The following is a 25345-nucleotide window of genomic DNA, read 5'->3' on the forward strand; positions in this document are numbered from 1 at the left end:
TCTATACCTTATTAAAGTTTATGAAATGTAGGTTCTTGCCAATAGCCAATCTCAGAGCCGTTAACGGAAAAAATTTTGCCTGTCATTTCTGTCTCAATTAAATCATTAATAATAAAATTAGCGACATCAGAGCTTGAGCCCATTTTCCATTCATCAGGGATATTCTGACCATAAGTTTCTTTTAAACTTTTTAATACTGGTAGAGTCATATCAGTTACGGCAGCAGGAGAAACAGAATTTACTCGTATCATACTTTTTTGCAATTCTTTAGCTAGTGTTTTCATAAAAGCAATGATGCCGGCTTTGGACGCCGCGTAGTTTGCTTGCCCAAAGTTACCAAATAAAGCTGATTTTGAAGTTAGTGTAATGATTTGTCCACCTTGATTGATTTTATCAAGCAAAGCGTGAGTACTATTAAATACACCAGTCAAATTGACAGAAATGACTTCATCCCAAATTTCTGGGCTCATTTTCTTAAAAGTACTATCAGCAGTAATTCCAGCATTATTAATTAGAATATCAATATCCTTTATTAATTTGGCTGCATTAGCAACGCTAGAGCGATTAGAAACATCTAGTGTAATAGCTTGGATTTCTGTTTTGGGAAATTTTTTTTTCAATTCTTCAGCTCTACTTTTTAAACTTAGTGGGTCACGGCCAGTTAAAATGACTTTGTGATTGGCTTGAGCAGCCTTCTGAGCAATTGCCCAGCCGATTCCCCTTGTTGCACCGGTAATCAAAATTGTTCGTTTGTTCATTGCTTCCATTCTCCTTTTAGGATTAATGTTTGATTTCTGTCAGTAATTTGAAAAGCGTTTTGATTAAATATAAAACAAAAGCGTTCATTCAAATAGGCTGGTGAGCAGAAATTTGCTTTTAAGTATGATAAAGGCACAGAATAGAACTCTTGATACATCTCTTCTAAAATAAATAATAAAAAATTTCCAGGTATAATGGGATTTTTACCGTAGTGTAAAGAATTGGTATCTTTAACTGATTGAAGATAATCAATTAAATCAGCCTTATTGATTTTTTTGTATAATTTCATTCCAGGAATCCTCAGATAATAGACTTAGGTTAATTTGTGCCAATAACTTTGTATTGCTAGTTATTTCAAGACTTAGATTGATTATATATTTTTTTGAATGACGAGTGATGTGTTCACTTAGTAAATAAAGTTTCAGTTTATCAAATGAATAATTAGAAGATGGATAGCGAATAATTTCTTCGAATAGTAACCAATTTTCTCCATTTTTAAGACTGTAGGGAATTCCTTCTAATTCTTGCCACAATTGTGGAAGTAAGGAGAGAAAATTTTTTTGGCCCTCTAATTTAAAATGTCTTGGAAGACTTGTTTGAGCGATTAAAATCATTTTTGATACCAGTGATTACCTATCAGTACACTGATTCCCATACCTCCAGCTACGCACAAAGTTGCGATGCCAAGACATGGTTCTTGCACTTGGTTTAGGCGATTTAAGAGTCGAGAAATTAGAATGCCACCAGTTGCACCGTAAGGATGACCAAATGCAAGGGCACCACCATAAGCATTTAATTTTATATCATCAAGCTTAAAATAATTTTGGAATAAAATGGCCTGACTGGCAAAGGCTTCATTTAATTCGATAGCCTCAATATCATTAAGTTTAAGGCTAAATTTCTGTAAAAGTTTTTCAGTTGCTTTTATTGGGCCTAATAAGAAATCTGATGGAGATAAAGCAATAGTTGTTTGTCCTAAATAATAGCCTTGAAAATCAAAAGGATTATTAGTGGATGACAATATGATTGAAGAAGCACCATCGTTTATTGGGCAAGAGTTTCCAGCAGTGGCTGTTCCGTTAGTAGTAAAAGCAGGGGTTAATTTGCTCAAAGCTTCCATTGAGGATTTAGGACGAACAGTTTGATCGCTACTTATTGTAAATCCTTCATCTTGATAGGGAAAAACTTCATTTTCTAAAAGTTTTCCTTCAATAGCTTGAGTCGCTTTTTTATGACTATTTAGAGCGTAAAGGTCTTGAACACTACGAGGAATATTGTATTTTAGGGCTGTCATATCGGCAATTGTTCCCATGTCGAAATCTTCATAGGGTTCAGGAGCCATTTTAAATCGCTTAATCGGCTGATAACTCTCTGAATCAAGCACAATATTGGCTTGAGATGTGCTTTCTACCCCTCCTGTACAAATAATGGAAGCTTCACCAGAAATAATGTAGTTTGCAGAGCTAATCATAGCTGTCAGTCCAGAACCGCACTGCTGGTCAATTGTAAAAGCTGGGACCTGGCTAGAAAATCCTGCTTTTAAGGCACAACGTCGAGCTAAATTTCCTCCTTGATTAGTCACATTTCCCAAAATAATATAGTCAATATCAGCTTTTTTGAGAAGTGGACTTTTATTAAACTGTTGTTTAATTAGATTTTGATATAAAGTTTCAGGAGAAATTTTTTTATAAAAACCATTGATTTTTCCTATAGGTAAACGGTTTGCTGCTATGATACCGACGGGATTTTTAAAGCTCATGATAGACACCTCTAAAATATTCTTTTTCTAATTCTTTTCTGGATATTTTTTGATTTTTAGTAAAATTAAGAGTGGGAGTTTCTAAATATATTTGAGGAAGTTTGTATTTAGGAAGTCTTTGAGCTAGTATTTTGATTAATTTCTCTTTCCCGATAGGATTTAAGAGTAGTAGAGCAATTTTTTGACTATATCTTTCATCAAAAACTCCAAAAGCGATGCAGTCTTCACATAAATCTTTTGCCATACGCTCAATTTCTTCTGGAAAAATTTTATTTGCACCATGTTCGATAATGTCAGACCGACGTCCAAATAAATAAAGATGATTATTTTTTAAGGTTCCTAAATCATCAGTTGTCCATGATTGTGGATAAGGTTGATTAAGATAGCCAGAAAATAAATAAGGACTTTTAACTGTAAGACGATATTTTGGTCCTAAAGTGAGCTCTACGTGTGGAAAGAGTTTTCCTACAGATGATGTTTTTTTACCCTCATTAACTGCTTGCCATGAAATAAAACTTGTTTCAGAGCTTCCATAAAACTCAATCATTTGAGTTTGCGGAAGTTTTTTTCTTACTTTATTAATCGCCTCTGGGCTCAGTGTTCCTCCACCTAAAAAAATAATCTCTGGAGAAGTTAAAGCAAATAATTCATTGAGGTTATTTAAGAGATAGGTTGGGACGGTAAAGAGAGCATAGTTTTCCGTAATATTTATAAATTGTGAAGGATTTGTAATTGCTAGGAAGGTTTTTCCTAGATATAAAGCACACATGAGTGTATGAAGTCCTAATGAAGTAGTGAGTGGGCTAGTAGCTGCAAGAGCTTGTGAGTTGCTCAAATGAAATAAATCATCACAAACTTCAAAACCCATTTTCCAAGATTCCCAGTTACGATAATAGATTTTGGGCGGTCCAGTTGTCCCAGATGTACTTGCTAAAAACAAAGTATCCTCAGGGATAAGTCCGAATTCAAAAGACTTTTTCTTAAAAGATTTATCCACGACAAGTGGGTAATTTCCACTTTCGATAATTGCGAGAAAATCAATAATAAAGTTCAAGGGACTATCATTTATTAGAGTAATAACAGTTTTGAAGGAGTGGCTATAATCTGTTAATTTTCTTTGTATTAAATCATTGATTTGTTGGTAGCTATATGAAATTTCGTCTATTTTAAGAGCTGGATAATCAGTAAAAAGTGCGGCCAGTTTTGAAAAATTAAATTTATTTTTTTCCATCTAAAATTTTCCTTTGTGTGAATAAAAAAGCAAATAATAAAATTAACAGTTAACCTAAATTTGATTTTAGGGTTACTGTTTGATATGATATCAGTATAATAAAAAATTCTTTTATTGTAAAATATAAAATCAGGAGTAGCAAATATGACTAAGAATCAAAAAGTCAAAACATTAACGTATTCAGCCTTTATGACTGCATTTATTATTATTCTAGGATTTTTACCAGGAATACCAATTGGTTTTATTCCTGTCCCAATTATCTTGCAAAATATGGGAATAATGATGGCTGGGGGACTTCTTGGCCCCAAATATGGTACAATTTCGGTAGGAGCATTTCTTACTTTAGCTTTAATTGGCTTACCTGTTTTAACGGGTGGAAATGGCGGAGCAGCGAGCTTTTTAGGGCCTTCGGGAGGCTACCGAGTGGCTTGGCTTTTTACACCATTTTTAATAGGTTTTTTCCTTAAGAAATTGCAAATTACAGCTTCAAAGAATTGGATTGGAGAATTAATCATTGTTTTAGTGTTTGGAGTTATTTTTGTTGATCTAGTCGGAGCAATCTGGCTATCTATTCAATCTAATATTCCATTAATTACTTCGTTGATTTCTAATTTAGTTTTTATTCCTGGTGATTGTATCAAAGCCATTTTGACTGTTCTTATCGTGCGACGTCTTAGAAAAGAAGGAGGCTTTGAAATGTATTTTAGAAAGTGATAATTATGCGAACAACAAAACAATTTGTCTTGTTAAAACTTCTTCAACAAAAAGGAAACTGGGTTTCGGGTGATGAATTAGCTGAGGAGCTAAAGCTTAGTCGAGAAAGTATCTGGAAAGCAATTAATACTTTAAAGCGCAAGGGCAATCAAATCGAAAGTCGTAAAAATTTGGGCTATAAGTATGTTGGAAATGATTCATTAGATGAAGATACGATAAATTTTTATAGTGGAATGAAATTTGAAGATAAAATTTTTGTTTTTGATGAGGTGACTTCTACGCAAGAGTTAGCGAAGCAATATTTGTCTTCACATGAGGTCAAACAACCTTTTATTTTTGTTGCAAATAATCAAACGGAGGGACACGGTCGGCGTGGCCGAAATTTTTATTCTCCAAGTGATACTGGATTATATTTTAGTCTCATTTTACCCAACCCCAGTCATGATATTTTGAAAATAGGATTATTGACGACTAGTACGGCTGTGGCCGTTGTCAAGGTCCTTGAACAATTTTATAAAGATAAAAACTTTCAACTCAAATGGGTTAATGATATTTATTTGGGAACCTATAAAGTTGGCGGAATTATCACTGAAGCTGCTTTAGATTTAGAATCAAGCTCTGCTGGAAATTTCATTATGGGAATTGGCTTAAATCTGTCAACAAAAGATTTTCCAGCAGATTTATCCGAAAAGGCTCAGGGAATAAATCCTGAGTTTAAGATAGACAGAAATCAGCTTTTAGCAGAAATGGCTAAAGAAGTGATAAATAATTTCGCAAATTATAGACAGCCAGATTTAATTGATGAGTATCGCAAGAGGTCATTGTTGTTTGGTAAAAATGTGACTTTGAAATTGGGAACAAAAGCTGTTAATGGACAAGTAGAAGGAATTTCTGATGACGGAAGCTTGATTTTAAAAGCAAAATCAGGAGAATTACAAACTTTTAAAAGTGGCGAAGTTGTGAAAGTTGATTGGTAATGAAAGGTGAATTTTATTGCGAGAAAAAATCTGGGGGAAAGTGATAGATGAGGAAGGCAGGTGTACTCATTATCATCAAGAAAATGATATTGTCGCCCTAAAATGTTCAGACTGTGAAAAGTATTTTTCTTGTTATCATTGTCACGATGAATTAGAGAATCATTTATTTAGGGCTACTGATAAAGAAGACTTTCCAGTACTTTGTGGCCATTGTGGAACAAAATTAAATTTTAATGATTATTCGCGAGGAGAGTGTATCAAGTGCAGCTCCGCTTTTAATCCAAATTGTCATCGACATTGGCAAGTTTATTTTAATGAATAGGCATATGTTTTTAATATTATGAAGGAAGAAATGAAATGTTATTTACTGAATTAGCAAGAGAAAAATCATCAATATTTTGGGAAAGAAGTTTTGAGCATCCTTTTATTCAAGGATTAGTGAGTGGAGAATTAGCTCCTGAGGTTTTTCGCTATTATTTGTTGCAAGACCGTTATTATCTTGAACATTTTAGTAAGTTATATTTTCTTATTGCCAAGAAATCTGCTAGTGAAGAGATTCAAGCACATTTAAGATTAAATGCCGAAGAACTAAAAAATGGAGAGATTTTTGTTCGAGAGGGATTTTTTAAAGAATTAGAGATTGGTGAACAAGAAATTTTAGAAACGCCGGTTGCTCCCACTGCTTATCATTATGTTTCTCATATGTATCGTCAGCTTATTGATGGCTCTGTTAATAGTGCAATTGCGGGAATGTTGCCTTGTGCTTGGCTATATCATGAAATTGGTTTACGATTAATTGAGGTGGGGTCGCCCAATCCTTTGTATCAAAAATGGATTGAAACCTATGCGAGTGAAGAAGCTACCGTCCAAATCGCAAAAGAGTGTGATATTATTAATCGGCTTTATCAAGAAAGTGATGAACAAGAGCAAGAACAGATGCTTGAGGCTTTTTTGATTAGTAGTAAAATGGAGGCTGATTTTTGGGAAATGGCTTTGGTCTTAGAAAAATGGTAGTTGAAATTTTTCTGTAAAAGTTAAAAAGTCTTATATGACTTCTAATATAAAAAAAGATTAAATCTATTTCAGTTAATTCTTGCAAACGGATACACAAAATGATAAAATATATTTATCCTTATAGGAAAGCGTTTACCTAAAAGTCATGGTTACGTAAATAAGCTATAGCGAGTAGCTTAATTTCTTTCAAATCCCTCCTAGTCAGGGGGATTTTTTTGATGAAATTTTATATCGAATCTATGGATAATAAATGTATTTTCTACTTGAAAAAGTCCCTTTGAAATTAATTTACTTTTATATGAGAAAAAGCTTGTCACTGTCATCTTTAGATGGTATAATTTATTGTGGTGCAAAATTTTATATGCTAGTTAGGAGAAGTAGTGGAACATTCAGCTACTCAGCGCGAATCCCAAAAAGTATGGACGGCCATTAAAAATTGGTTTCTAGTGGACAAAGTTTTTCTGATTTCGTTTATTATTGCAATTATTGCCATTAGTTTGGGTGGAGTGACAACGCGTTTCTTTAATTATCACGTCATCGTTACGGTTTCAGGTTTGATGCTTGTAATTGGTGGTTTTAAAGAAACAGGTTTGTTACAGTATTTGGGACAATCCTTAGTCAAAAGAAGTACAACAACGCGTCAGCTCGTTCGATTTACGACGCTACTTACCTTCTTTTTAGCCGTTTTTTTTACAAATGATTTAACAATTTTGACGGTTTTACCGCTCTATTTAGCGATTACTAAAGAAATTAAAAACCGAAAGTCAGTTTATATTGGAGCAGCATTGATTGTTCCAGCCTGTCACATTGGTTCTGCCTTACTTCCGCAAGGTAATCCGCATAATCTTTATTTGTATTCTTTTTATAAAGTAGCAGCACATCATGGTGGTGCCGCTTTAACTAATTTGGACTTTTTTAAAGGAACAGGCGCTTTATGGATTTTGGGTTTATTGATTTTGATGATTGCTTGTCAATTCATTGATAATGAGCCTTTGGTGATTGAAACTAAAGTGACGCAATTTAATAAAGTTGAAACTTCTATTTTTGTTGTTTTGATGTTATTGATGGCAGCTTCTGTTTTTGGCTATGTGAATTTTTATCTTGCTGGAGCAATTGTTGCTTTGGTTGTATTAATCTATCGTCCGAGACTTTTTAAAGGAATTGATTATCATCTTTTATTTACATTTATCTTTTTCTTTTTGATTGTAGGAAATATTGCTAATATCAGTGTGTTGACTGATTTTATCAGTAATACTTTAGTTGGACCGCAGGCTTCTTTTTTAGGAACTGTGATTATGAGTCAATTTATCTCTAATATCGCGGCCCCAATTTTGATTTCTCCGTTCACTCCTCATGCTGTTTCTTTGGTGCTTGGAGCTGATATTGGGGGAATTGGTACAATTGTTTCGTCAATGGCAACGCTGATTGCTTACAAGGTTATTAGAATGAATGCGCGTGGTGAAACGCGAGGATTTGTAAAATATTTTACAATTGTAAATGCAGGATTTGTTGTGATTCTAACTTTGATTGGTTTAGTCATTGTGACAATTGTTGGTTAAGATGTAAAAGTTGGAGCATCCAGCTTTTTTATTATGGAAAATTTTTACTGACAGAGCTGTCAGTAATTTTTTATTTATCTCTGATAAAAAAATGTTAAATAAAAATGTGTAGAAATTTCTGTCAGTAATTAATAAATGGTGTATAATAGTAAAAAATGTAAAGGAGAAGGAAATGGAGTTTAGATTAGCGAAAAAGTCTGATGCTAAAAGACTTTTAGAAATTTATAAACCTTATGTTGAAAAAACTGCCATTACTTTTGAGTATGAAGTCCCAACGATTGCAGAATTTGAAAAGCGAATTGAAAAAATAGGAAGTCGCTATCCTTATATTGTGGCGATTGAAAATGACAAAATCATTGGTTATGCTTATGCTGGCGCTTATCGAGAACGGGCGGCTTATGATTGGGTGGTTGAATTATCAATTTATTTAGATGAAAATGAACGGCAACATGGCGCTGGTAGTGCCCTTTATCAAGAGTTACTGACAGCTTTATCGGTACTTAATTATCAGCGTGCTTATGCTTGTATTACCTATCCAAATCCGGCAAGTGTTGCATTTCATAAAAAATTTGGTTTTGAACAAATTGGACTTTTTCCAAAAGCGGGTTATAAGTTTGAACAATGGTATGGTATTGTTTGGTTAGAACGCTCTCTCCAAACTACTGATAAAGTTACTGCGATAAAATTACTGACAGATTTGTCAGAGAATGAACTAGAAAAAATCTTGGCTAATTAGTCAAGATTTTTTATTATTTTATTGAAAAAGTAAAACATTTTGTGTTTGGTAAGAAAAATATTAAAATAAAATTAAATAAATTAAAATTAGAAAGGAAGAAAAAATGAACAAATTTATCTGGTCCATTTTTATCCCCGTCCTGATTTTTGCAGGACTATTGACAGTTATTGGTTTTAGCCTTGAGAGTCGGCATTTTTACTGGCTTCAATCCGTTGAGCTCATTTATCTTTTTGGAAGTTTAATCTTTACTTTTGCTGCTTTTTGGATTTGGCATCTGGGGATAAAATCTCGGAAAATGAAAAGCTTAAAAGTTTTGTGGCTCATTCTGAGTTTAGTTTTTCTAATTGACTTAATCAACACAGGAGTTTATTTAGCTCAGGGGCAAGGATGGCTGTGGGGTATGAGTAGTTTTAGTTCTGCTGGACCTGCTTTTTTTGCAAGCATGCTCCTTTTGAGCTTAAGTTTTTTAGGATTTAGAGGTCAAATGAAGAAAGAAAATTAAAATGACAAAATTAAGACATTTTTTGTCTTACCTAAGAGGGAAAAGGAGGTTAAAAGTGAAAATAAAATGATATAATTAGAAAAAAAGGAAGAGTAAGGAAAATTATGACATTAAAGATTGACAAAGTTCGAAAAAGCTTTGGTGATAAAATCGCTGTTGATAATCTCAATATGGTTGTTAAACCAGGTGAAGTTATGGGCTTAATTGGTCAAAATGGTGCTGGGAAAACAACGACTTTTCGGATGATTCTTAATTTTATATCAGCTGACCAAGGGAAAATTACTTGGCAAGATGGACCGATTACGCAAGAAATCAAGCAAAAAATTGGTTTCTTACCCGAAGAACGTGGTCTTTATCAAAAGATGACAGTTGAAGACCAAATTCTTTATTTTGCGGAACTCCATGGAATGAAACGAGCAGATGCCCGGATAAAGCTACAAGACTGGATGAAACGTTTAGAGGTCGTTGGTAAACCAACTGACAAAGTTCAAACCCTCTCTAAAGGTAATGCCCAAAAAATTCAATTCATTGCCACTTTGATTCATGAGCCTGAATTTTTGATTTTGGATGAGCCATTTACAGGGCTTGATCCAGTGAATACAGAACTCTTGCGAAATGAGATTAAACGGAGTCGTGATAAGGGAGCGGCGGTTATTTTCTCCAACCATAATATGAGTGATGTTGAGCTTTTATCTGACCATTTGTTAATGCTAAAAGGCGGTCAAACAATTTTAAATGGAACGGTTGAAGCCATTCGAGCTTCTTATGGCCGTACCCGTATTTATTTGGAGTCTGATCTGCCCAATGAAGAGCTCTCTGTGATTACAGGAGTTGAATCAATTGAAAAAAGAGGAAGTGGTCGTTCAATAAAAATATCTGAGGCAGAAGTTGGACGTGAAATTTTCCAAAAAGTGGCTAAAGATGGCTATGTTCAAGCATTTGTTCAGTCTCCACCGTCACTAGATGAAATTTTCCGAATGGAAGCAGCTGAGAACAATCAAGAAAATTTAAGTGCAAGAAGTGAGGAAATAAAATGAAAAATCAAACTTGGCTTGTTGCAAAAAATATTTACCGAAGTCGTGTCAAAGGAGTGGGCTTTTGGGCACTTGTCCTTTCACCATTTTTGCTAGGCGCGATTTATTTAATTATCGGTTTAGTCATCAGTAGCGGGGCTAATCAAAGTCCAAAAATGGCTGTTGTCGATAATCCTGCACTAACTCAGATTCTTTCTAAAAATGACACTTTAAAAGCAGATATTCGTAACGAGTCTTCTTTAGATGACGCTAAAAAAGACCTTTCTTCCGGAAAAATTGATGGATTTTTAACCGAAGATAATGGAGCTTATACCATTGTCACTGATAATAAATCAAGTGTCAAATTTGACCAATCAAGTTTTCAAACTGCGCTGACTCAAGTTAATATTTCAAAAACAGCACAACGTCTCAATCTGTCAGCCGCCGATGTTCAAGAACTTCTTAGTCCAGCTAAGTTTACAATGAAAACACAAACAAGTTCTGGACAAAAGTCAACAGGTGATGGACAGACTGGCGCGAATATTGCAATTGGCTCCATTGCCTCGATTTTAATTTTCACATTGATGATGATGTATGTGGGAATCATCGGACAGGAAATTGGTAATGAAAAATCTAGTCGAATTATGGAGACGTTACTCGCGGCCACTAGCTCAAACGTACAGTATTATGGGAAAATTATTGGTGTAATTCTACTATTAGCGACTCAGCTTGGAATTTATGTGCTTGGTTTTGGGATTGCTTATCCTTTTATCAAAAATTTAGATCAGATTAAAGCAATTGGTGCCATGCTTTCAGGGATTACTTTCGGTTTCGGAATTTATTTGGTAGCCATGTCTTTAATTGGGATTTTAGGTTATTTAATTCTCGCATCAATTGTAGCATCTCTGGTTAATGAACAAGCTCAGGTACAACAAGCTACTCAGCCAATTGCTTTTTTAGCGATGATTGGTTATATTGGGGGAATTGCTGGCTCGACTGTTCCGGGGAATATTGTTTTGAAAGTTCTTAGTTTTATTCCATTTATCAGTCCAACATTGATGACTAGCCGACTGGCTATTCAATATTCAACAACGACAGAAGCCTGGATTGCTCTTGGATTACAACTTTTAGCAACGCTTGCCATAGCAAAAGCGGGTGAGAAAATTTATGCGCGAAATGTTCTTTCTTACAGCGACGAAAAAATTATGAGTCAACTTTTTAAAGGACTGACAGGTCGAAATTCAAAGAAAAAAACAACTGACAGACTGGTCAGTGAAAATGGTGAAAAGAAAAATCCATGGCGGAGAAATTCTCCATTGCGTCTGGCTCTTGTCATCATTATCATTCTAATAATTTTGGCTTATCGATTCATCTTTAAATAAAAAATATTTTATAATTCAACTCTTGGAAACTTTCCAAGAGTTTTTTCGTATATAAAAGTATGGATAAGATTTTAGAAAAAGTAAAAGAATATTGGAAAATGATTGTTTTAGTTGTTTGTGGGCTCATTGCTGGTGGGGTTTTTTACGTTTTAACCAACGGTCAAAAGCCAACTACAAATCTGTCAGTAGAAAATTTAAGTTCTGTCAGCAGGCAAAGCTCTGTCAGTAAATTTAGTGAACCTAATGAAAAATCTGTCAGTAAAATTATGGTTGATTTAAAAGGTGCGGTAACAAAGCCTAATGTCTATCAAATTTCGTCAGATGAACGTCTAGTTGATCTAATTAAGGAAGCTGGTGGTTTTACTGACCAAGCTGACCAGAAATCAATTAATCTGTCAGCAAAATTAAAAGATGAAGAAGTAATTTATGTCCCAAAAATTGGTGAAAATTCAAGCACAGAAAATACTGATAGCTCTGCTAATTCGGTCACTAGTCAAGTCTCAACAACCACTGAAAAAATAAATATCAATCAAGCAGATTTGATTGAACTACAAAAATTAACAGGTGTTGGTCAGAAAAAAGCTTAAGACATCATTGATTTTCGGACGAAAAATGGTGATTTCAAATCACTTGAAGACTTGGGAAAAGTTTCTGGTTTTGGAGATAAAACACTAGAAAAATTGAAAGATGAGTTGTGTTTTGAATAAAATTCCTTTGATATTTTTAGCTTATCTTTCTGTTATCTTGTATTTTTTAATCTTCAATTTTAATTTAATTTGTCTCATTTTGTTCATTTTTTCAAGTTTACTTGCCTTATATAGAAAATATTATTTAGTCATCCCATTTTTATTAGTTATGGGAAGTTTTTTCTTAGTAGTAAAAATGGATACGATTAAGAATAGTGAAAATCAGCCAACCACTCTTTCCAAAATTACAATGATCCCCGACACTATCCAAGTTAATGGTGATTTACTAAGTTTTCAAGGAAAAGAAAGAGGCCAAAATTATCAAGTTTACGAGACTCTAAAAAGTAAAAAAGAACAAAAATTTTATCAAAATCTAAGTCAAAATTGTCAGCTGAGTTTCACAGGAAACCTTCAAATTCCAGAAAAACAAAGAAATTTTAATGGATTCGATAATCAAAAGTATTTAGCGAGCCAGAATATTTATCGGCAAATTACGATTGATAAAATTAATAAAATAGTTTTAAACGACACTTTTGACCTCCATGTTTTAAGACGAAAAGCAATTGTCTGGTCACAAACTCATTTTCCAAAACCAATGAATGATTATATGACTGGCTTACTTTTTGGCTTTTTAAGTAAAGATTTTAATCAAATGGGAGACATTTACAGTTCATTAGGAATTATTCATCTTTTTGCCTTATCGGGAATGCAAGTTAATTTTTTCATTGATTGGTTTCGTAGAATCATTCTTCGACTAGGAATAACGAGAGAAAAATTAAATATTTGGCAAATTCCCTTTTCAATTTTTTATGCATTTATGACAGGATTTTCGGTTTCAGTATTACGAGCTTTATTTCAAAAAAATATTCGTCTAAATCCTTTAGATAACCTAGCAGTGACAACCTTTCTTCTGATGATTGTCAGTCCTAAATTTTTAATGACAACAGGAGGACAACTAACTTTATTTTATTCTTTTGTCATTTCAATGATTAATCATAAATTTTCAGAACTAAAAGGAATAAGAAAATTACTGACAGAATCATCAGTGATTTCTTTGAGTGTTTTACCTTTACTCATTTTGGATTTTCATATCTTTCAGCCTTTTTCAATTTTACTGACGATTGGCTTTGGCTTTTTATTTGATGTAATCTTATTGCCTTTACTATTAGGCACTTTTCTCTTGTCTCTAATTGGCTATAATTTTAATATAAATCATATTTTTCAAATTCTAGAATGGCTAATTCATGAGGTTGATTTACCCTTACATTATCCTTTGGTTTTAGGGAATCCCCGGCCAATTGAATTATTAATCTTATTTTTCCTAATCGGTTTGTTAATTGATAATCTCTTTAAGAAAAGAAGACAAATAATTTTTGCTGGCCTAATTGTTTGTAGTTTTTTTATTTGTAAAAATCCAATTTACCCCAGTATCACAGCAGTTGATATTGGTCAAGGAGATAGTATTTTTTTGCAAGATAAATTTAATAAAGAAACAATTTTGATTGATACAGGCGGACGATTAGCCCTTCCGCAAGAAAGTTGGCAAAAACCTCAAAGTCAAACAAATGCCGAAAAAACACTCATTCCATATCTTGAATCTGTTGGAGTAAGTCAAATCGACCAGCTCATTTTGACGCATACGGACGCTGACCATGTTGGAGATTTTTTGAATTTAGCTGATAAAATAAAAATAAAAGAAATTTGGGTTAGCCCCGGTGAACTGACAAATAATCATTTTGTAGAAAAATTGAAGAAAGCAAATATTGCGATTCACATCAGTAAAGTTGGAGATAAAATTCCAATCTTTGATAGTGCTTTACAAGTTTTATCAAATGGTTATACAGGAAAAGGGGATAATAATGATTCTATCGTGACTTATGGAAATTTTTATCATACAAAATTTCTATTTACAGGGGATTTAGAACAAGAAGGAGAAAAAGAACTGCTCAAGAATTATCCTAAATTGAAAGTTGATGTCTTAAAAGTAGGTCATCATGGCAGTAAAACAAGTTCAAACTCTGACTTTATTAAAGAAATTAATCCCAAACTTGCCCTCATTTCGGTTGGAGAGAAAAATCGATATGGACATCCCAATCAAGAAACTTTAGAAACATTAAAAAAAAACCAAATCAGAATACTGAGAACCGATCAAAAGGGAGCGCTTAAACTAATGCAAATCAATCAACATTGGCGAATCCAAACAGTTAGATAAATGAAAGGAAAAAGTGAGCAAAAGACATCTATAAAATGTTACAATAAAGAAGACGTTGAAGGCCTGTAGAAACGTAAAAATACTACCATTATTTGATTTCTAATGTACCCCAAAAATAAAATGGAGTAATGACTTCACAGCGCACACTTTGAAAAAAAGTGAAAGAAGGTCAGAATAAAAGAGAAAGGAAATTTCAAAATTAAGGGATTGAAGAAAATCCACTTTTAATAGGTAGAGAGTTGTCAACAAATGACAACAACATAAATTTATTAAGGAGATATTTTATGGCAGTAATTAATATCGAATACTATTCAGAAGTTCTTGGGATGAATCGAAAAGTTAATGTTATTTATCCTGAATCAAGTAAAGTGGAAGATTTTACCCAAACAGATATTCCGGTGCTTTATCTTTTGCATGGAATGAGCGGAAACGAGAATTCTTGGATAATTCGTTCAGGAATTGAACGATTGATTCGGCATACTAATTTAGCAATTGTCATGCCCTCAACGGATCTTGGTTTTTATGTGAACACCACATATGGTATGAATTATTTTGATGCGATTGCTCATGAACTTCCCAAAGTAATTAACAATTTTTTCCCAAATCTATCCACAAAAAGAGAAAAAAACTTTATCGCTGGTTTATCAATGGGAGGATATGGAGCTTATCGTCTCGCATTAGGAACTGACTATTTTAGTTATGCGGCTAGTTTGTCTGGCGTTTTGACTTTTGACGGAATGGAAGAAAATTTCAAAGAAAATCCAGCTTACTGGGGAGGAATTTTTGGAAATTGGGAAACTTTTAAAGGGTCAGATAATGAAATTTTATCTTTGGCAGACAGAAAACAAGAAAACAAACCCAAACTTTACGCTTGGTGTGGTAAACAAGATTTTCTTTTTCCGGGAAATGAATACGCGACAGCTGAGTTGAAAAAGTTAGGTTTCGATATTACTTATGAAAGCTCAGACGGCGTTCATGAATGGTATTATTGGACCAAAAAAATCGAATCTGTATTAAAATGGCTCCCAATAAATTATAAACAAGAAGAACGCTTGAGCTAATCTAAAAAATTTTCTCTGTTTATTCAGTACAAAATTTAAAAATTTTGTCTATCAAACGCTTACAAAGACAAAAATGAGAGAAATGATGAAATTCTCATGCTTGTCTTTGACAAAAACTACGAATAGTAGTAGAATTTCTTAGTAAAATAAATTTGCGAAATCGCAATATAGAAAGAGGTCTATAATGACAATTACACTTGCCGCTCTTGGAGCAATTGCTATCGGTCTTGCAGCACTCGGAGCCGCTATCGGTGATGGACTTATCGTTTCAAACTTCCTCCAAGCCGTTGCACGCCAACCAGAACTTGAAGGAAAACTTCGTGGTTCAATGTTCATGGGTATCGCCTTCGTCGAAGGTACATTCTTCATCGCCCTTGCTATGGCATTCCTTTTCCGTTAAAATTTTTCTCAACAAAATTTTAAAAACAGAAAGGAAGAACAGGTATGGAATCAACATGGACCTTTAATATTGGGCCAATTCCATTTGATGGAACAATCACAGTAATGACTTTTGTGACTGTCCTCATTGTGTTCGGTCTGGTATTCTGGGCGAGCCGCAATATGCAGCTCAAACCCAAAGGTAAACAAAATGTTCTTGAGTGGGTTGTTGATTTTGTCAATGGAGTTTCCAAAGATAACGTCGGCCCTCATGAAGCACCACGCTTTGCGCTCATGAACTTTACCCTCTTTTCTTTCCTTCTTATTGCCAACTGCATTGGGCTAGTAACCAAAATTAGTACGCCAGGTGATGTTTCACTTTGGAAATCACCAACTGCAAATCCAACAGTCGATTTGACTCTTGCACTACTTGTTGTTGTAATGTCAAATACACTAGGTGTACAAAAATTCGGTTTTAAAGGTTACCTCAAAGTTGCCTTCTGGAAAGATCCGAAAGGTCTTCTTCCAATGAATATTCTGGAAGAATTTACAAATGCACTTTCACTTGGTTTACGGCTTTATGGGAATATCTTCGCGGGTGAAATCATGCTTGGTCTTATCGCCGGTATGATTCAATCAACCATGTGGATGCTTCCAGTTGCGTGGATTCTTGAAGTTGCATGGATTGGCTTTTCACTTTTCATTTCAGCCCTCCAAGCTTATGTCTTTGTCCTTTTGACAAACTTGTACATTAGCCACAAAATTATAGCAGAACATTAAGAAAGGAGTAGAAATTGTCAACATTATTATTAGAAGCTGCTCCGAATACCGTTCTCGGTAACATCATCGTTGTATCTGGTGCATTTATTATCTTATTGGTATTGTTGCGCCTCTTTGCATGGAATGCAATTACTAGTGTTTTTGCAAGTCGTGCGAAGAAAATATCTGATGATATCGATGCAGCAGAAGCGAACAACAAACAAGCTGCTGACTTGGTTAAACAACGTCAAGCAGAACTTGCAGGTTCAAAAGAAGAAGCTGCTAACATCATTCAAGTTGCAAACGATACTGCCTCACAAAACCGTGCGAAAGTACTTGCAACAGCAAATGAAGAAGCAACTAGTTTGAAAAAACGTGCGCAAGAAGATATCGAGCAAGAACGCAAAGAAGCTCTTAACACAGTTAAAGGCGATGTTGCGGACATCTCAGTTCAAATTGCTGAAAAGCTTATTGGACAATCATTAGATGCTTCTGCACAACAGGAATTAATCGACTCTTATCTCGCTAAGTTAGGAGAATAAGATGACAAAAGTAAATTCACAAAAATACAGTAAAGCTTTACTAGAAGTTGCCCAAGAAAAAGGACAACTTGAAGCAATTCTTTCTGAAGTTAGCGAAATGATTCAACTTTTCAAAGAAGATAACTTGGCTGCTTTTTTAAGTAGCGAAGTTTATTCATTCTCTGCAAAATCTGAATTGATTGATACTTTACTTCAAACTTCTTCAGAAGTAATGTCAAATTTCCTTAATACCGTTCGTTCAAATGGTCGTTTAGGAGATTTGGGTGAAATACTTGATGAAACTAAAAATGCAGCAGATGATATGTTTAAGATTGCTGACGTTGAGGTGGTTTCAAGCATTGCTTTGACAAATGCTCAGATTGAAAAATTTACAGCTATGGCGAAAGCAAAATTTGACCTAAATGAAGTAACAGTAATTAACACAGTCAATGAAAAAATTCTCGGTGGATTCATTGTGAATTCTCGTGGAAAAATTATTGACGCCTCACTAAAAACACAATTGGCTAAAATCGCCGCTGAAATCCTCTAATCAGGATAGAAAAATTTTCTTTCTCTGCTCAAAACTCAGTGGAAAATTTTTCAAAATCATACTGTTAAACTTTTGAGAACATATAAAGGTAATTTCAAATCTTACCTATCATGCTCAAACGGTATAACTGCAGTTTAAAGCTAAATAGCCTTGAACTAGTAAAAATTTCTAGAAGGGAGCATATTTTTGGCAATTAAAGCTAATGAAATCAGCTCACTGATTAAAAAACAAATTGAAAATTTCACACCAGATTTTGAAGTTGCTGAAACTGGTGTCGTTACCTATGTTGGTGACGGTATCGCCCGTGCCTATGGCCTTGAAAATGCGATGAGCGGTGAGCTTGTTGAGTTTTCAAATGGTGTCCTTGGTATGGCGCAAAACTTGGATGCGACAGACGTTGGTATTATCGTACTTGGTGATTTCCTCTCAATTCGTGAAGGTGACACTGTAAAACGTACAGGTAAAATCATGGAAATCCAAGTTGGTGAAGAACTCATCGGACGTGTTGTAAATCCACTTGGACAACCTGTTGATGGACTTGGAGAACTTAATACTGGTAAGACTCGTCCTGTTGAAGCAAAAGCTCCTGGTGTTATGCAACGTAAATCAGTCTCTGAACCATTGCAAACTGGTCTTAAAGCGATTGATGCCCTCGTTCCAATTGGGCGCGGACAACGTGAATTGATTATCGGAGACCGTCAAACAGGTAAAACATCAGTCGCTATTGATGCAATCTTGAACCAAAAGGGTCAAGATATGATCTGTATCTACGTTGCGATTGGACAAAAAGAATCAACTGTTCGTACACAAGTTGAAACGCTCCGCAAACTCGGTGCGATGGATTATACAATCGTCGTAACTGCGTCAGCTTCTCAACCTTCACCACTTCTTTACATCGCTCCTTATGCTGGAGCTGCAATGGGTGAAGAATTCATGTACAACGGTAAACACGTCTTAGTTGTTTATGATGATTTATCAAAACAAGCGGTTGCTTATCGTGAACTTTCACTCTTGCTCCGCCGTCCACCAGGTCGTGAAGCATACCCAGGTGACGTATTCTACTTACATTCACGTCTTTTGGAACGTGCTGCCAAATTATCTGACGATCTTGGTGGTGGTTCAATGACTGCACTGCCATTCATTGAAACACAAGCCGGAGATATCTCAGCTTATATTGCAACAAACGTTATCTCTATTACTGACGGTCAAATTTTCCTTGAAAATGACTTATTCTATTCAGGTGTACGTCCTGCCATCGATGCTGGTTCTTCAGTTTCTCGGGTTGGTGGTGCTGCACAAATCAAAGCCATGAAGAAAGTTGCTGGTACTTTGCGTCTTGACCTTGCGTCATTCCGTGAACTTGAAGCCTTTACTCAATTTGGTTCTGATCTTGATGAAGCGACTCAAGCAAAATTGAATCGTGGTCGTCGTACCGTTGAAGTTTTGAAACAACCATTGCACAAACCACTGGCTGTTGAAAAACAAGTTTTAATTCTTTATGCATTGACTCATGGTCATCTTGATGATGTTCCAGTTGATGACGTTCTTGATTTTGAAACAAAAATGTTCGATTTCTTCGATGCAAATTATGCAGAACTCTTGAACGTGATTACTGAAACTAAAGATTTGCCAGAAGAAGCAAAACTCGACGAAGCAATTAAAGCATTCAAAAATACAACGAATTATTAATAAGGAGGCTAACTAATGGGAGCTTCACTTAATGAAATAAAAACTAAGATTGCCTCAACGAAGAAAACAAGTCAAATAACTGGAGCCATGCAAATGGTTTCCGCTGCGAAACTTCAAAAAGCTGAATCTCATGCCAAAGCATTTCAAATTTATGCTGAAAAAGTTCGTAAAATTACAACTGATTTAGTTTCCTCAGACAAAGAGCCAGCAAAGAATCCAATGATGATAAAAAGAAAAGTCAAAAAAACTGGCTATCTTGTAATTACTTCGGATCGTGGACTTGTCGGTGGCTATAATTCAAATATTTTGAAATCTGTCATGAATACTATCCGTAAACGTCATGCTAATGAAAGTGAATATACTATTCTTGCACTTGGCGGTACTGGAGCAGATTTCTTCAAAGCACGCAATGTTAAAGTTTCTTATGTCCTTCGTGGTCTTTCAGACCAACCAACTTTTGAAGAAGTTAGAGCGATTGTTACAGAAGCGGTAACTGAATATCAAGCAGAAGAATTCGATGAACTCTATGTTTGCTATAATCATCATGTGAACTCATTGGTAAGTGATGCACGTATGGAAAAAATGTTGCCTATTTCTTTTGAAGAATCAGGTCAACAAAAGCCATCTCTTGAAACATTTGAATTAGAACCAGATCGTGAAACAATCTTAAACCAATTGTTGCCACAATACGCTGAAAGTATGATTTATGGTTCAATCGTTGATGCTAAGACAGCAGAACATGCTGCAGGTATGACAGCAATGCGTACTGCAACTGATAATGCTCACTCTGTTATCAATGATTTGACTATTCAATACAACCGTGCTCGTCAAGCATCGATTACGCAAGAAATTACGGAAATCGTTGCAGGAGCCTCAGCGCTTTAATTTACTGATAGGAATTCTGTCAGTGATGGCTTTGAATCTTAATTGTTTTTGTCAGTAAAATTTTTACTGACAAACATAAAAATGAATAGAAATTCTGTTCTTTGACAGAAAATAAAAACAGGAGGAAAAACATTGAGTTCTGGTAAAATTACTCAGATTATCGGTCCCGTCGTTGACGTGGAATTTGGTTCTGATGCCAAATTGCCTGAGATTAACAATGCCTTGATTGTCTACAAAGATGTCAATGGCCTAAAAACAAAAATTACTCTTGAAGTTGCTTTGGAACTTGGTGATGGTGCAGTTCGTACAATCGCTATGGAATCTACTGATGGCTTGACTCGTGGACTTGAAGTCCTTGATACAGGTAAAGCAGTCAGCGTTCCTGTTGGGGAAGCCACTCTTGGTCGTGTTTTTAACGTCCTTGGTGATGTTATTGACGGTGGGGAAGAATTTGCTGCTGATGCAGAACGTAATCCTATCCATAAAAAAGCTCCAACATTTGACGAATTGTCAACTGCAAACGAAGTTCTCGTAACTGGGATTAAAGTTGTCGATTTGCTTGCACCTTACCTTAAAGGTGGTAAAGTCGGACTTTTCGGTGGTGCCGGAGTTGGTAAAACCGTCCTTATTCAAGAATTGATTCACAACATCGCCCAAGAACACGGAGGTATTTCTGTGTTTACTGGTGTTGGGGAACGTACTCGTGAAGGGAATGACCTTTACTGGGAAATGAAAGAATCAGGCGTTATTGAAAAAACTGCCATGGTCTTTGGTCAAATGAATGAACCACCAGGAGCACGTATGCGTGTTGCCCTTACTGGTTTGACAATTGCGGAATATTTCCGTGATGTTCAAGGTCAAGACGTATTGCTTTTCATTGACAACATCTTCCGTTTCACACAAGCTGGTTCAGAAGTTTCTGCCCTTTTGGGACGTATGCCTTCTGCCGTTGGTTACCAACCAACACTTGCTACTGAAATGGGGCAATTGCAAGAACGTATCACTTCTACTAAGAAGGGTTCTGTTACATCTATCCAAGCGATTTATGTCCCTGCCGATGACTATACTGACCCAGCGCCAGCTACAGCCTTCGCTCACTTGGATGCAACAACTAACTTGGAACGTCGTTTGACACAAATGGGTATTTATCCAGCCGTTGACCCACTTGCTTCATCATCACGTGCGCTTACACCTGAAATTGTTGGTGAAGAACACTATGAAGTGGCAATGGAAGTTCAACGTGTCCTCCAACGTTATAAAGAATTGCAAGATATTATTGCCATTCTTGGTATGGATGAATTGTCTGACGATGAAAAAATTCTCGTTGGACGTGCACGTCGTATCCAATTCTTCCTTTCACAAAACTTCCACGTTGCGGAACAATTTACTGGTCAACCTGGTTCATATGTACCAATTGACAAAACTGTTCATGACTTCAAAGAAATTTTGGAAGGTAAATATGACGAAGTCCCTGAAGATGCTTTCCGTGGTGTAGGTCCAATTGAAGATGTACTCGAAAAAGCAAAATCAATGGGTTATTAATTCGATTTCTGATGAATTGAGAAAGTGAAAATACTCTATTGACTAAAAAAATTACTGACAAAAAATTCTGTCAGTAAAAGTTGATTGAATTGTAAAATTTGAGTGACTATTAGAGTTTTGCTTTTAGAAAAGTATTTTTTATCTTTGTAATTTAAATTTTCATAGAAAAAATTGGAGGAATCGAATGTCTGAAAACGTCATGACACTTCAAGTAATTACCCCTGCTGGTATGATTTACGATCACCATGCAAATTACATTACTGCTCGAACTACGAATGGTGAAATTGGTATTTTGCCAAATATGATTTCAACGATTGCTGGACTTGAAATTGATGAACTTAAAGTTCGTCGTCCAGATGATGAAACACATGTTGATTATATTGCAGTAAATGGTGGAATTATCGAAATAAAAGATAGTCTTGTAACAATTGTTGCAGACTCTGCAGAACGTAATCGTGATATTGATGTATCACGTGCGGAACGTGCAAAAATTCGAGCTGAAAAAGCACTTGAAGTTGCTAAAGCTGAGAAGAAATCAGATGAAATAAATAGAGCGGAAGTAGCACTCCACCGAGCGCTTAACCGGTTGAATGTTTCGTCTCATAGATAAAAAGCACCTACGGGTGTTTTTTTATTTTAAGGGAATAAGATTGCAAAATAAAGACAAACATGTTAAAATTGATGGAGTTCTTTAAATAAAATACTGCAAATTAGAGAGGGGCAACGTGATTCTTGATTATTGTCATCAGCTATTGGATGTACTAACAAAGCTAGAAGAACTTTTGCAAAGTTCAGATGAGCTGAAACAAAATTATGAACGACGAGTCGCCCGTCAGGTTGAGTGGCAAGCAATTTTTCTAGGATTTCTCATTTCTTCGATTTTAATTGTTTGGTTTATGACCGAAAAATCTGGTATGTTTGGGAGAGTAGCAGCAAAAACAGGTGCCACAGAAGTTTTTGTAAGAATGTTCTCAATCAGTTTTGTTGCCCTGGTGTTAGGTAATGGTATACGTATAGGCTCCCAATGGTTATGGATGAGAGACTATTTTCCTTTAGGGAAAAGAATGGTTAAAAAATTATTTTTGAAAAAATATCAAAAAAAAGAAAATGAAATTATAAAAAAAATAAACCAGATTCTAAAAGAAGAAATTTTAGAGGTGCCTCAACTACCAGAAAAATATCTTAATTCGCGAAGCTTGAATTATATCATCGGATGTATAGAAGATAAAGAAGTTAAGAATTTATCAGAAGCGATTAACTTATTAGAATTAGAATCTCAAGATTTGCAAGTTCGTGATTTAATTATGAATGAAAAGAGTGCTCTTCTTAAATCAAGGCAGTTAGTGAGTGAAAGTCAATTACAGTAATTTATAAGAAAGGAATTAAGTTTGAACAATAACGACAAATATTTTAAGTTAACAACTTCTTATTTAATAAAGAAAATTAATTTTTGTTCAAAATTGATTCTTTTTATAATAATTTTCACTTATACACTGTCATTCCATTTTTTAAATGATGCTTTCTACAAGAGTGTTCAGGCAGATACTACAATTTCTCAGCTAGTTCCAGATCAGAGTTTTGATACTGGAAACCATATCTATCCTCCGCAGTCGAATCAGAATTCGGCGTTATGGACAAATATAGGGTCAGCTGAGACTGTAGAAACGTCTACCTTTTCAGTGAATTTAGTAAATAATAAGTCTAAATCTGCTGGATATGCTTTATTTAATGGTGCGATTGATATGACTCAGAAAGTCAGCTTTTCGGGTAATTTTTCATTACAAGCTAATTCTAGTACAGACCCTTTTGCTGCTGGTGATTCTCTAGGATTTATCTTAACACCAAAATCTACAGATTTTATTGCAAATAATTTGAAATCAAATTTAGCTGCCGATGGGACTTCAAATGTTGTTGGAAAGTATTTGGGTATTGGTGGCCTGTCAGATTCAATCTTCATGGGTAGAGATCTATATCAAAACTCTGATGTAGATTTAGACGGATCTGGTACAGAAAACGCGGCATCCAACAATGTTTCAATTCGTCAGACAAATAATTTGGGGGAGTTAATTAAACAGGCTTATCCAACCACTTCAGTTCCAAATACTGGAAGTACAATTACTGAAAATATGAAAATAGATTGGCAGCCAAGTAGCACACTTACTAATGATAAGAATGTAACAGGGGAATTAACATATACAATCTCGTCAGAAAATGGGGGGAAAGCTACAACTCTTTCGGAAAAAATAACAGTTGCTCGTTCAATGTCACTGGGAATAATTGGCTCGACTGGAGGTAATTTTGGACGTTTGACCTATTCGAGTACAGAAGATGAGTTTAATGCTTATAAAGGAACGCAGAGTGTTCAGGTTAACTATCTTGATCAAGATACCAACCAACCAATAACAAATTTTTCCCCTTCCATTATAAAAGCTAATGTGGGAGATACAATTAAGGTGTTAGGTAAACAGCTCAGGGATATTGTTGATATAAATACCTTTTCTTTCCTTACGCCAGAAATACCCGGGTATATTTTTGTGTCTGCCCCTCCTTTAGTTGTGGCAAATAATGATGCGGAAAATAATGTAATTAATGTTACTTATAAGAAGCTTCCTATTGGAAAAGCATATTTTAATTATCAATATAGTTCTGATGTGGTAGACCAGTCGATTTTACTGCCAACAATTAATGATACTGAAGGTGAGATAAATGAAGCAGTTATTATGCCTGAACTCCCTAATTTACCGGACAATTACTATATTTCGAAAGTAGTGACAACTGATGGTCAGCAATATGCTACTTTAAAAGATGCAATCTCAGGTGAGAAATATAAAAATCAAGAGTTGCACTTTACACTCATTGTTTCAAAAGTTGTTGTACCTACCACAAGTGATAACAATTCAAGTAAGCAGAGTTCTACAGCAGAAAGAAAAAATGAACAAGGTAAACAAACTAGCAAGGATTCAACAACAGTAGATCAACCGCAGGAACAAGAAACTATAAAAAAAGAAGCAATTCATAAAAACGAGAAACCTAATAGTGAATCAAATGATACCTTCAAAGAAGTAAACAAAGAGATTGATTCACCACTTAAACTGCCTTTAAAAATGCCTACAGAGATTTCCCAAATACCTCAATCATCTGTTGTAGCAATAAATAACGAGCAGTCTAAATATCCAAACGTGTCAGCTCATAATTTGGAAATACAAGTGGCAGGAACAGCTGGAATATTTGCTGGCGGTGTAGTTGCTATTGGAACAATTACAGGATTTAATAAGTTTTATAAATTTTTGAAAATAGTAAAAAAATAAAAACCAGAGCTCTGGTTTTTATTTTTTCAAAAACACTTGTATTTATAATAAAATAGAGAATGAATAAATAAAAAAATCCCATTTAAATTTTAATGGGATTTTTCTATT

The 25345-nt window shown here is 34.9% G+C and carries 28 protein-coding genes; 23 read left to right on the forward strand and 5 right to left on the reverse strand.

Annotation, left to right across the window (positions count from 1 at the left end; all coding sequences use genetic code 11):
• Positions 1–11: 11 nt before the first annotated feature.
• From IAE52_RS05645 to IAE52_RS05665, 5 genes are read right to left on the reverse strand one after another with little or no spacing between them, the layout of a single operon-like run.
• Positions 12–758: an SDR family NAD(P)-dependent oxidoreductase gene (locus IAE52_RS05645; protein ID WP_109991131.1), complete on the reverse strand. Its 747-nt coding sequence runs from the start codon at positions 756–758 to the stop codon at positions 12–14.
• Entirely contained in the window at positions 755–1048 is a 294-nt protein-coding gene (locus tag IAE52_RS05650) for a hypothetical protein (RefSeq protein ID WP_015426950.1), read from the reverse strand. Before IAE52_RS05650 ends, IAE52_RS05645 begins: the two co-directional genes overlap by 4 nt.
• Complete coding sequence (locus IAE52_RS05655) at positions 1023–1373, reverse strand: hypothetical protein (RefSeq protein ID WP_162551465.1); 351 nt, start codon at positions 1371–1373, stop codon at positions 1023–1025. Before IAE52_RS05655 ends, IAE52_RS05650 begins: the two co-directional genes overlap by 26 nt.
• Entirely contained in the window at positions 1370–2518 is a 1149-nt protein-coding gene (locus IAE52_RS05660) for an acetyl-CoA C-acyltransferase (protein ID WP_109991129.1), read from the reverse strand. The genes IAE52_RS05655 and IAE52_RS05660 overlap by 4 nt, the downstream gene beginning before the upstream one ends.
• Positions 2508–3749 (reverse strand): AMP-binding protein, encoded by a 1242-nt coding sequence (locus IAE52_RS05665; RefSeq protein WP_109991128.1) that lies wholly within the window; start codon positions 3747–3749, stop codon positions 2508–2510. The genes IAE52_RS05660 and IAE52_RS05665 overlap by 11 nt, the downstream gene beginning before the upstream one ends.
• 144 nt (positions 3750–3893) lie before the next feature.
• On the opposite strand from IAE52_RS05665, the gene IAE52_RS05670 reads away from it, so the two are divergent.
• The 23 genes from IAE52_RS05670 (at position 3894) to IAE52_RS05775 (ending at position 25237) form a co-directional block, all read left to right on the forward strand.
• Positions 3894–4463: a biotin transporter BioY gene (locus tag IAE52_RS05670; protein WP_109991127.1), complete on the forward strand. Its 570-nt coding sequence runs from the start codon at positions 3894–3896 to the stop codon at positions 4461–4463.
• Between the two features lie 5 nt (positions 4464–4468).
• Complete coding sequence (locus IAE52_RS05675) at positions 4469–5440, forward strand: biotin--[acetyl-CoA-carboxylase] ligase (protein ID WP_109991126.1); 972 nt, start codon at positions 4469–4471, stop codon at positions 5438–5440.
• Positions 5441–5456: 16 nt separating this feature from the next.
• Positions 5457–5762 carry a CHY zinc finger protein gene (locus tag IAE52_RS05680; protein ID WP_012898347.1) on the forward strand — a complete coding sequence of 102 codons (306 nt, stop codon included), beginning with the start codon at positions 5457–5459 and terminating at the stop codon, positions 5760–5762.
• A gap of 35 nt (positions 5763–5797) precedes the next feature.
• Positions 5798–6454, forward strand: a complete 657-nt coding sequence (gene tenA, locus IAE52_RS05685; RefSeq protein WP_004255229.1) for a thiaminase II — start codon at positions 5798–5800, stop codon at positions 6452–6454.
• Positions 6455–6834: 380 nt separating this feature from the next.
• On the forward strand, positions 6835–8013 hold the full coding sequence (locus IAE52_RS05690) for an SLC13 family permease (RefSeq protein WP_012898345.1): 1179 nt from the start codon (positions 6835–6837) through the stop codon (positions 8011–8013).
• 172 nt (positions 8014–8185) lie between these two features.
• The gene (locus IAE52_RS05695; protein ID WP_109991125.1) at positions 8186–8749 is read left to right on the forward strand and encodes a GNAT family N-acetyltransferase; all 564 of its coding nucleotides are present in this window, start codon (positions 8186–8188) and stop codon (positions 8747–8749) included.
• 103 nt (positions 8750–8852) lie between these two features.
• Positions 8853–9251, forward strand: a complete 399-nt coding sequence (locus IAE52_RS05700; protein ID WP_023188528.1) for a hypothetical protein — start codon at positions 8853–8855, stop codon at positions 9249–9251.
• 104 nt (positions 9252–9355) lie between these two features.
• Positions 9356–10288, forward strand: a complete 933-nt coding sequence (locus IAE52_RS05705; protein ID WP_004255238.1) for an ABC transporter ATP-binding protein — start codon at positions 9356–9358, stop codon at positions 10286–10288.
• Positions 10285–11646: an ABC transporter permease gene (locus IAE52_RS05710; protein WP_029344292.1), complete on the forward strand. Its 1362-nt coding sequence runs from the start codon at positions 10285–10287 to the stop codon at positions 11644–11646. Before IAE52_RS05705 ends, IAE52_RS05710 begins: the two co-directional genes overlap by 4 nt.
• A gap of 59 nt (positions 11647–11705) precedes the next feature.
• The gene (locus IAE52_RS05715; protein WP_233610954.1) at positions 11706–12233 is read left to right on the forward strand and encodes a ComEA family DNA-binding protein; all 528 of its coding nucleotides are present in this window, start codon (positions 11706–11708) and stop codon (positions 12231–12233) included.
• 51 nt (positions 12234–12284) lie between these two features.
• Positions 12285–12353, forward strand: a complete 69-nt coding sequence (locus IAE52_RS11520; RefSeq protein ID WP_233610958.1) for a hypothetical protein — start codon at positions 12285–12287, stop codon at positions 12351–12353.
• Positions 12334–14544 (forward strand): DNA internalization-related competence protein ComEC/Rec2, encoded by a 2211-nt coding sequence (locus IAE52_RS05720; protein ID WP_109991124.1) that lies wholly within the window; start codon positions 12334–12336, stop codon positions 14542–14544. Before IAE52_RS11520 ends, IAE52_RS05720 begins: the two co-directional genes overlap by 20 nt.
• A gap of 284 nt (positions 14545–14828) precedes the next feature.
• The gene (locus IAE52_RS05725) at positions 14829–15605 is read left to right on the forward strand and encodes an alpha/beta hydrolase family protein (RefSeq protein ID WP_058206315.1); all 777 of its coding nucleotides are present in this window, start codon (positions 14829–14831) and stop codon (positions 15603–15605) included.
• Between the two features lie 184 nt (positions 15606–15789).
• Complete coding sequence (locus IAE52_RS05730; protein WP_004255250.1) at positions 15790–16005, forward strand: F0F1 ATP synthase subunit C; 216 nt, start codon at positions 15790–15792, stop codon at positions 16003–16005.
• Positions 16006–16049: 44 nt separating this feature from the next.
• Positions 16050–16763, forward strand: coding sequence for a F0F1 ATP synthase subunit A (atpB, locus tag IAE52_RS05735; RefSeq protein ID WP_004255255.1), 714 nt, complete (start codon positions 16050–16052; stop codon positions 16761–16763).
• 14 nt (positions 16764–16777) lie between these two features.
• Positions 16778–17284 carry a F0F1 ATP synthase subunit B gene (gene atpF / locus IAE52_RS05740; RefSeq protein ID WP_010906128.1) on the forward strand — a complete coding sequence of 169 codons (507 nt, stop codon included), beginning with the start codon at positions 16778–16780 and terminating at the stop codon, positions 17282–17284.
• A gap of 1 nt (position 17285) precedes the next feature.
• The gene (locus tag IAE52_RS05745; RefSeq protein ID WP_012898339.1) at positions 17286–17813 is read left to right on the forward strand and encodes a F0F1 ATP synthase subunit delta; all 528 of its coding nucleotides are present in this window, start codon (positions 17286–17288) and stop codon (positions 17811–17813) included.
• Between the two features lie 186 nt (positions 17814–17999).
• Positions 18000–19502 (forward strand): F0F1 ATP synthase subunit alpha, encoded by a 1503-nt coding sequence (atpA, locus tag IAE52_RS05750; RefSeq protein WP_004255265.1) that lies wholly within the window; start codon positions 18000–18002, stop codon positions 19500–19502.
• A gap of 15 nt (positions 19503–19517) precedes the next feature.
• Positions 19518–20387 (forward strand): F0F1 ATP synthase subunit gamma, encoded by an 870-nt coding sequence (locus IAE52_RS05755; RefSeq protein ID WP_017864910.1) that lies wholly within the window; start codon positions 19518–19520, stop codon positions 20385–20387.
• 132 nt (positions 20388–20519) lie between these two features.
• Positions 20520–21929 carry a F0F1 ATP synthase subunit beta gene (gene atpD / locus IAE52_RS05760; RefSeq protein WP_010906126.1) on the forward strand — a complete coding sequence of 470 codons (1410 nt, stop codon included), beginning with the start codon at positions 20520–20522 and terminating at the stop codon, positions 21927–21929.
• A 184-nt stretch (positions 21930–22113) separates the two neighbouring features.
• On the forward strand, positions 22114–22539 hold the full coding sequence (locus tag IAE52_RS05765; protein WP_004255278.1) for a F0F1 ATP synthase subunit epsilon: 426 nt from the start codon (positions 22114–22116) through the stop codon (positions 22537–22539).
• A 115-nt stretch (positions 22540–22654) separates the two neighbouring features.
• Positions 22655–23296, forward strand: coding sequence for a hypothetical protein (locus tag IAE52_RS05770; RefSeq protein ID WP_033899954.1), 642 nt, complete (start codon positions 22655–22657; stop codon positions 23294–23296).
• A gap of 21 nt (positions 23297–23317) precedes the next feature.
• Positions 23318–25237: a hypothetical protein gene (locus tag IAE52_RS05775; protein WP_109991123.1), complete on the forward strand. Its 1920-nt coding sequence runs from the start codon at positions 23318–23320 to the stop codon at positions 25235–25237.
• Positions 25238–25345: the final 108 nt, after the last annotated feature.

Origin of the sequence: Lactococcus sp. S47 (assembly GCF_016517475.1) — a bacterium.
Lineage (GTDB): Bacteria > Bacillota > Bacilli > Lactobacillales > Streptococcaceae > Lactococcus > Lactococcus lactis.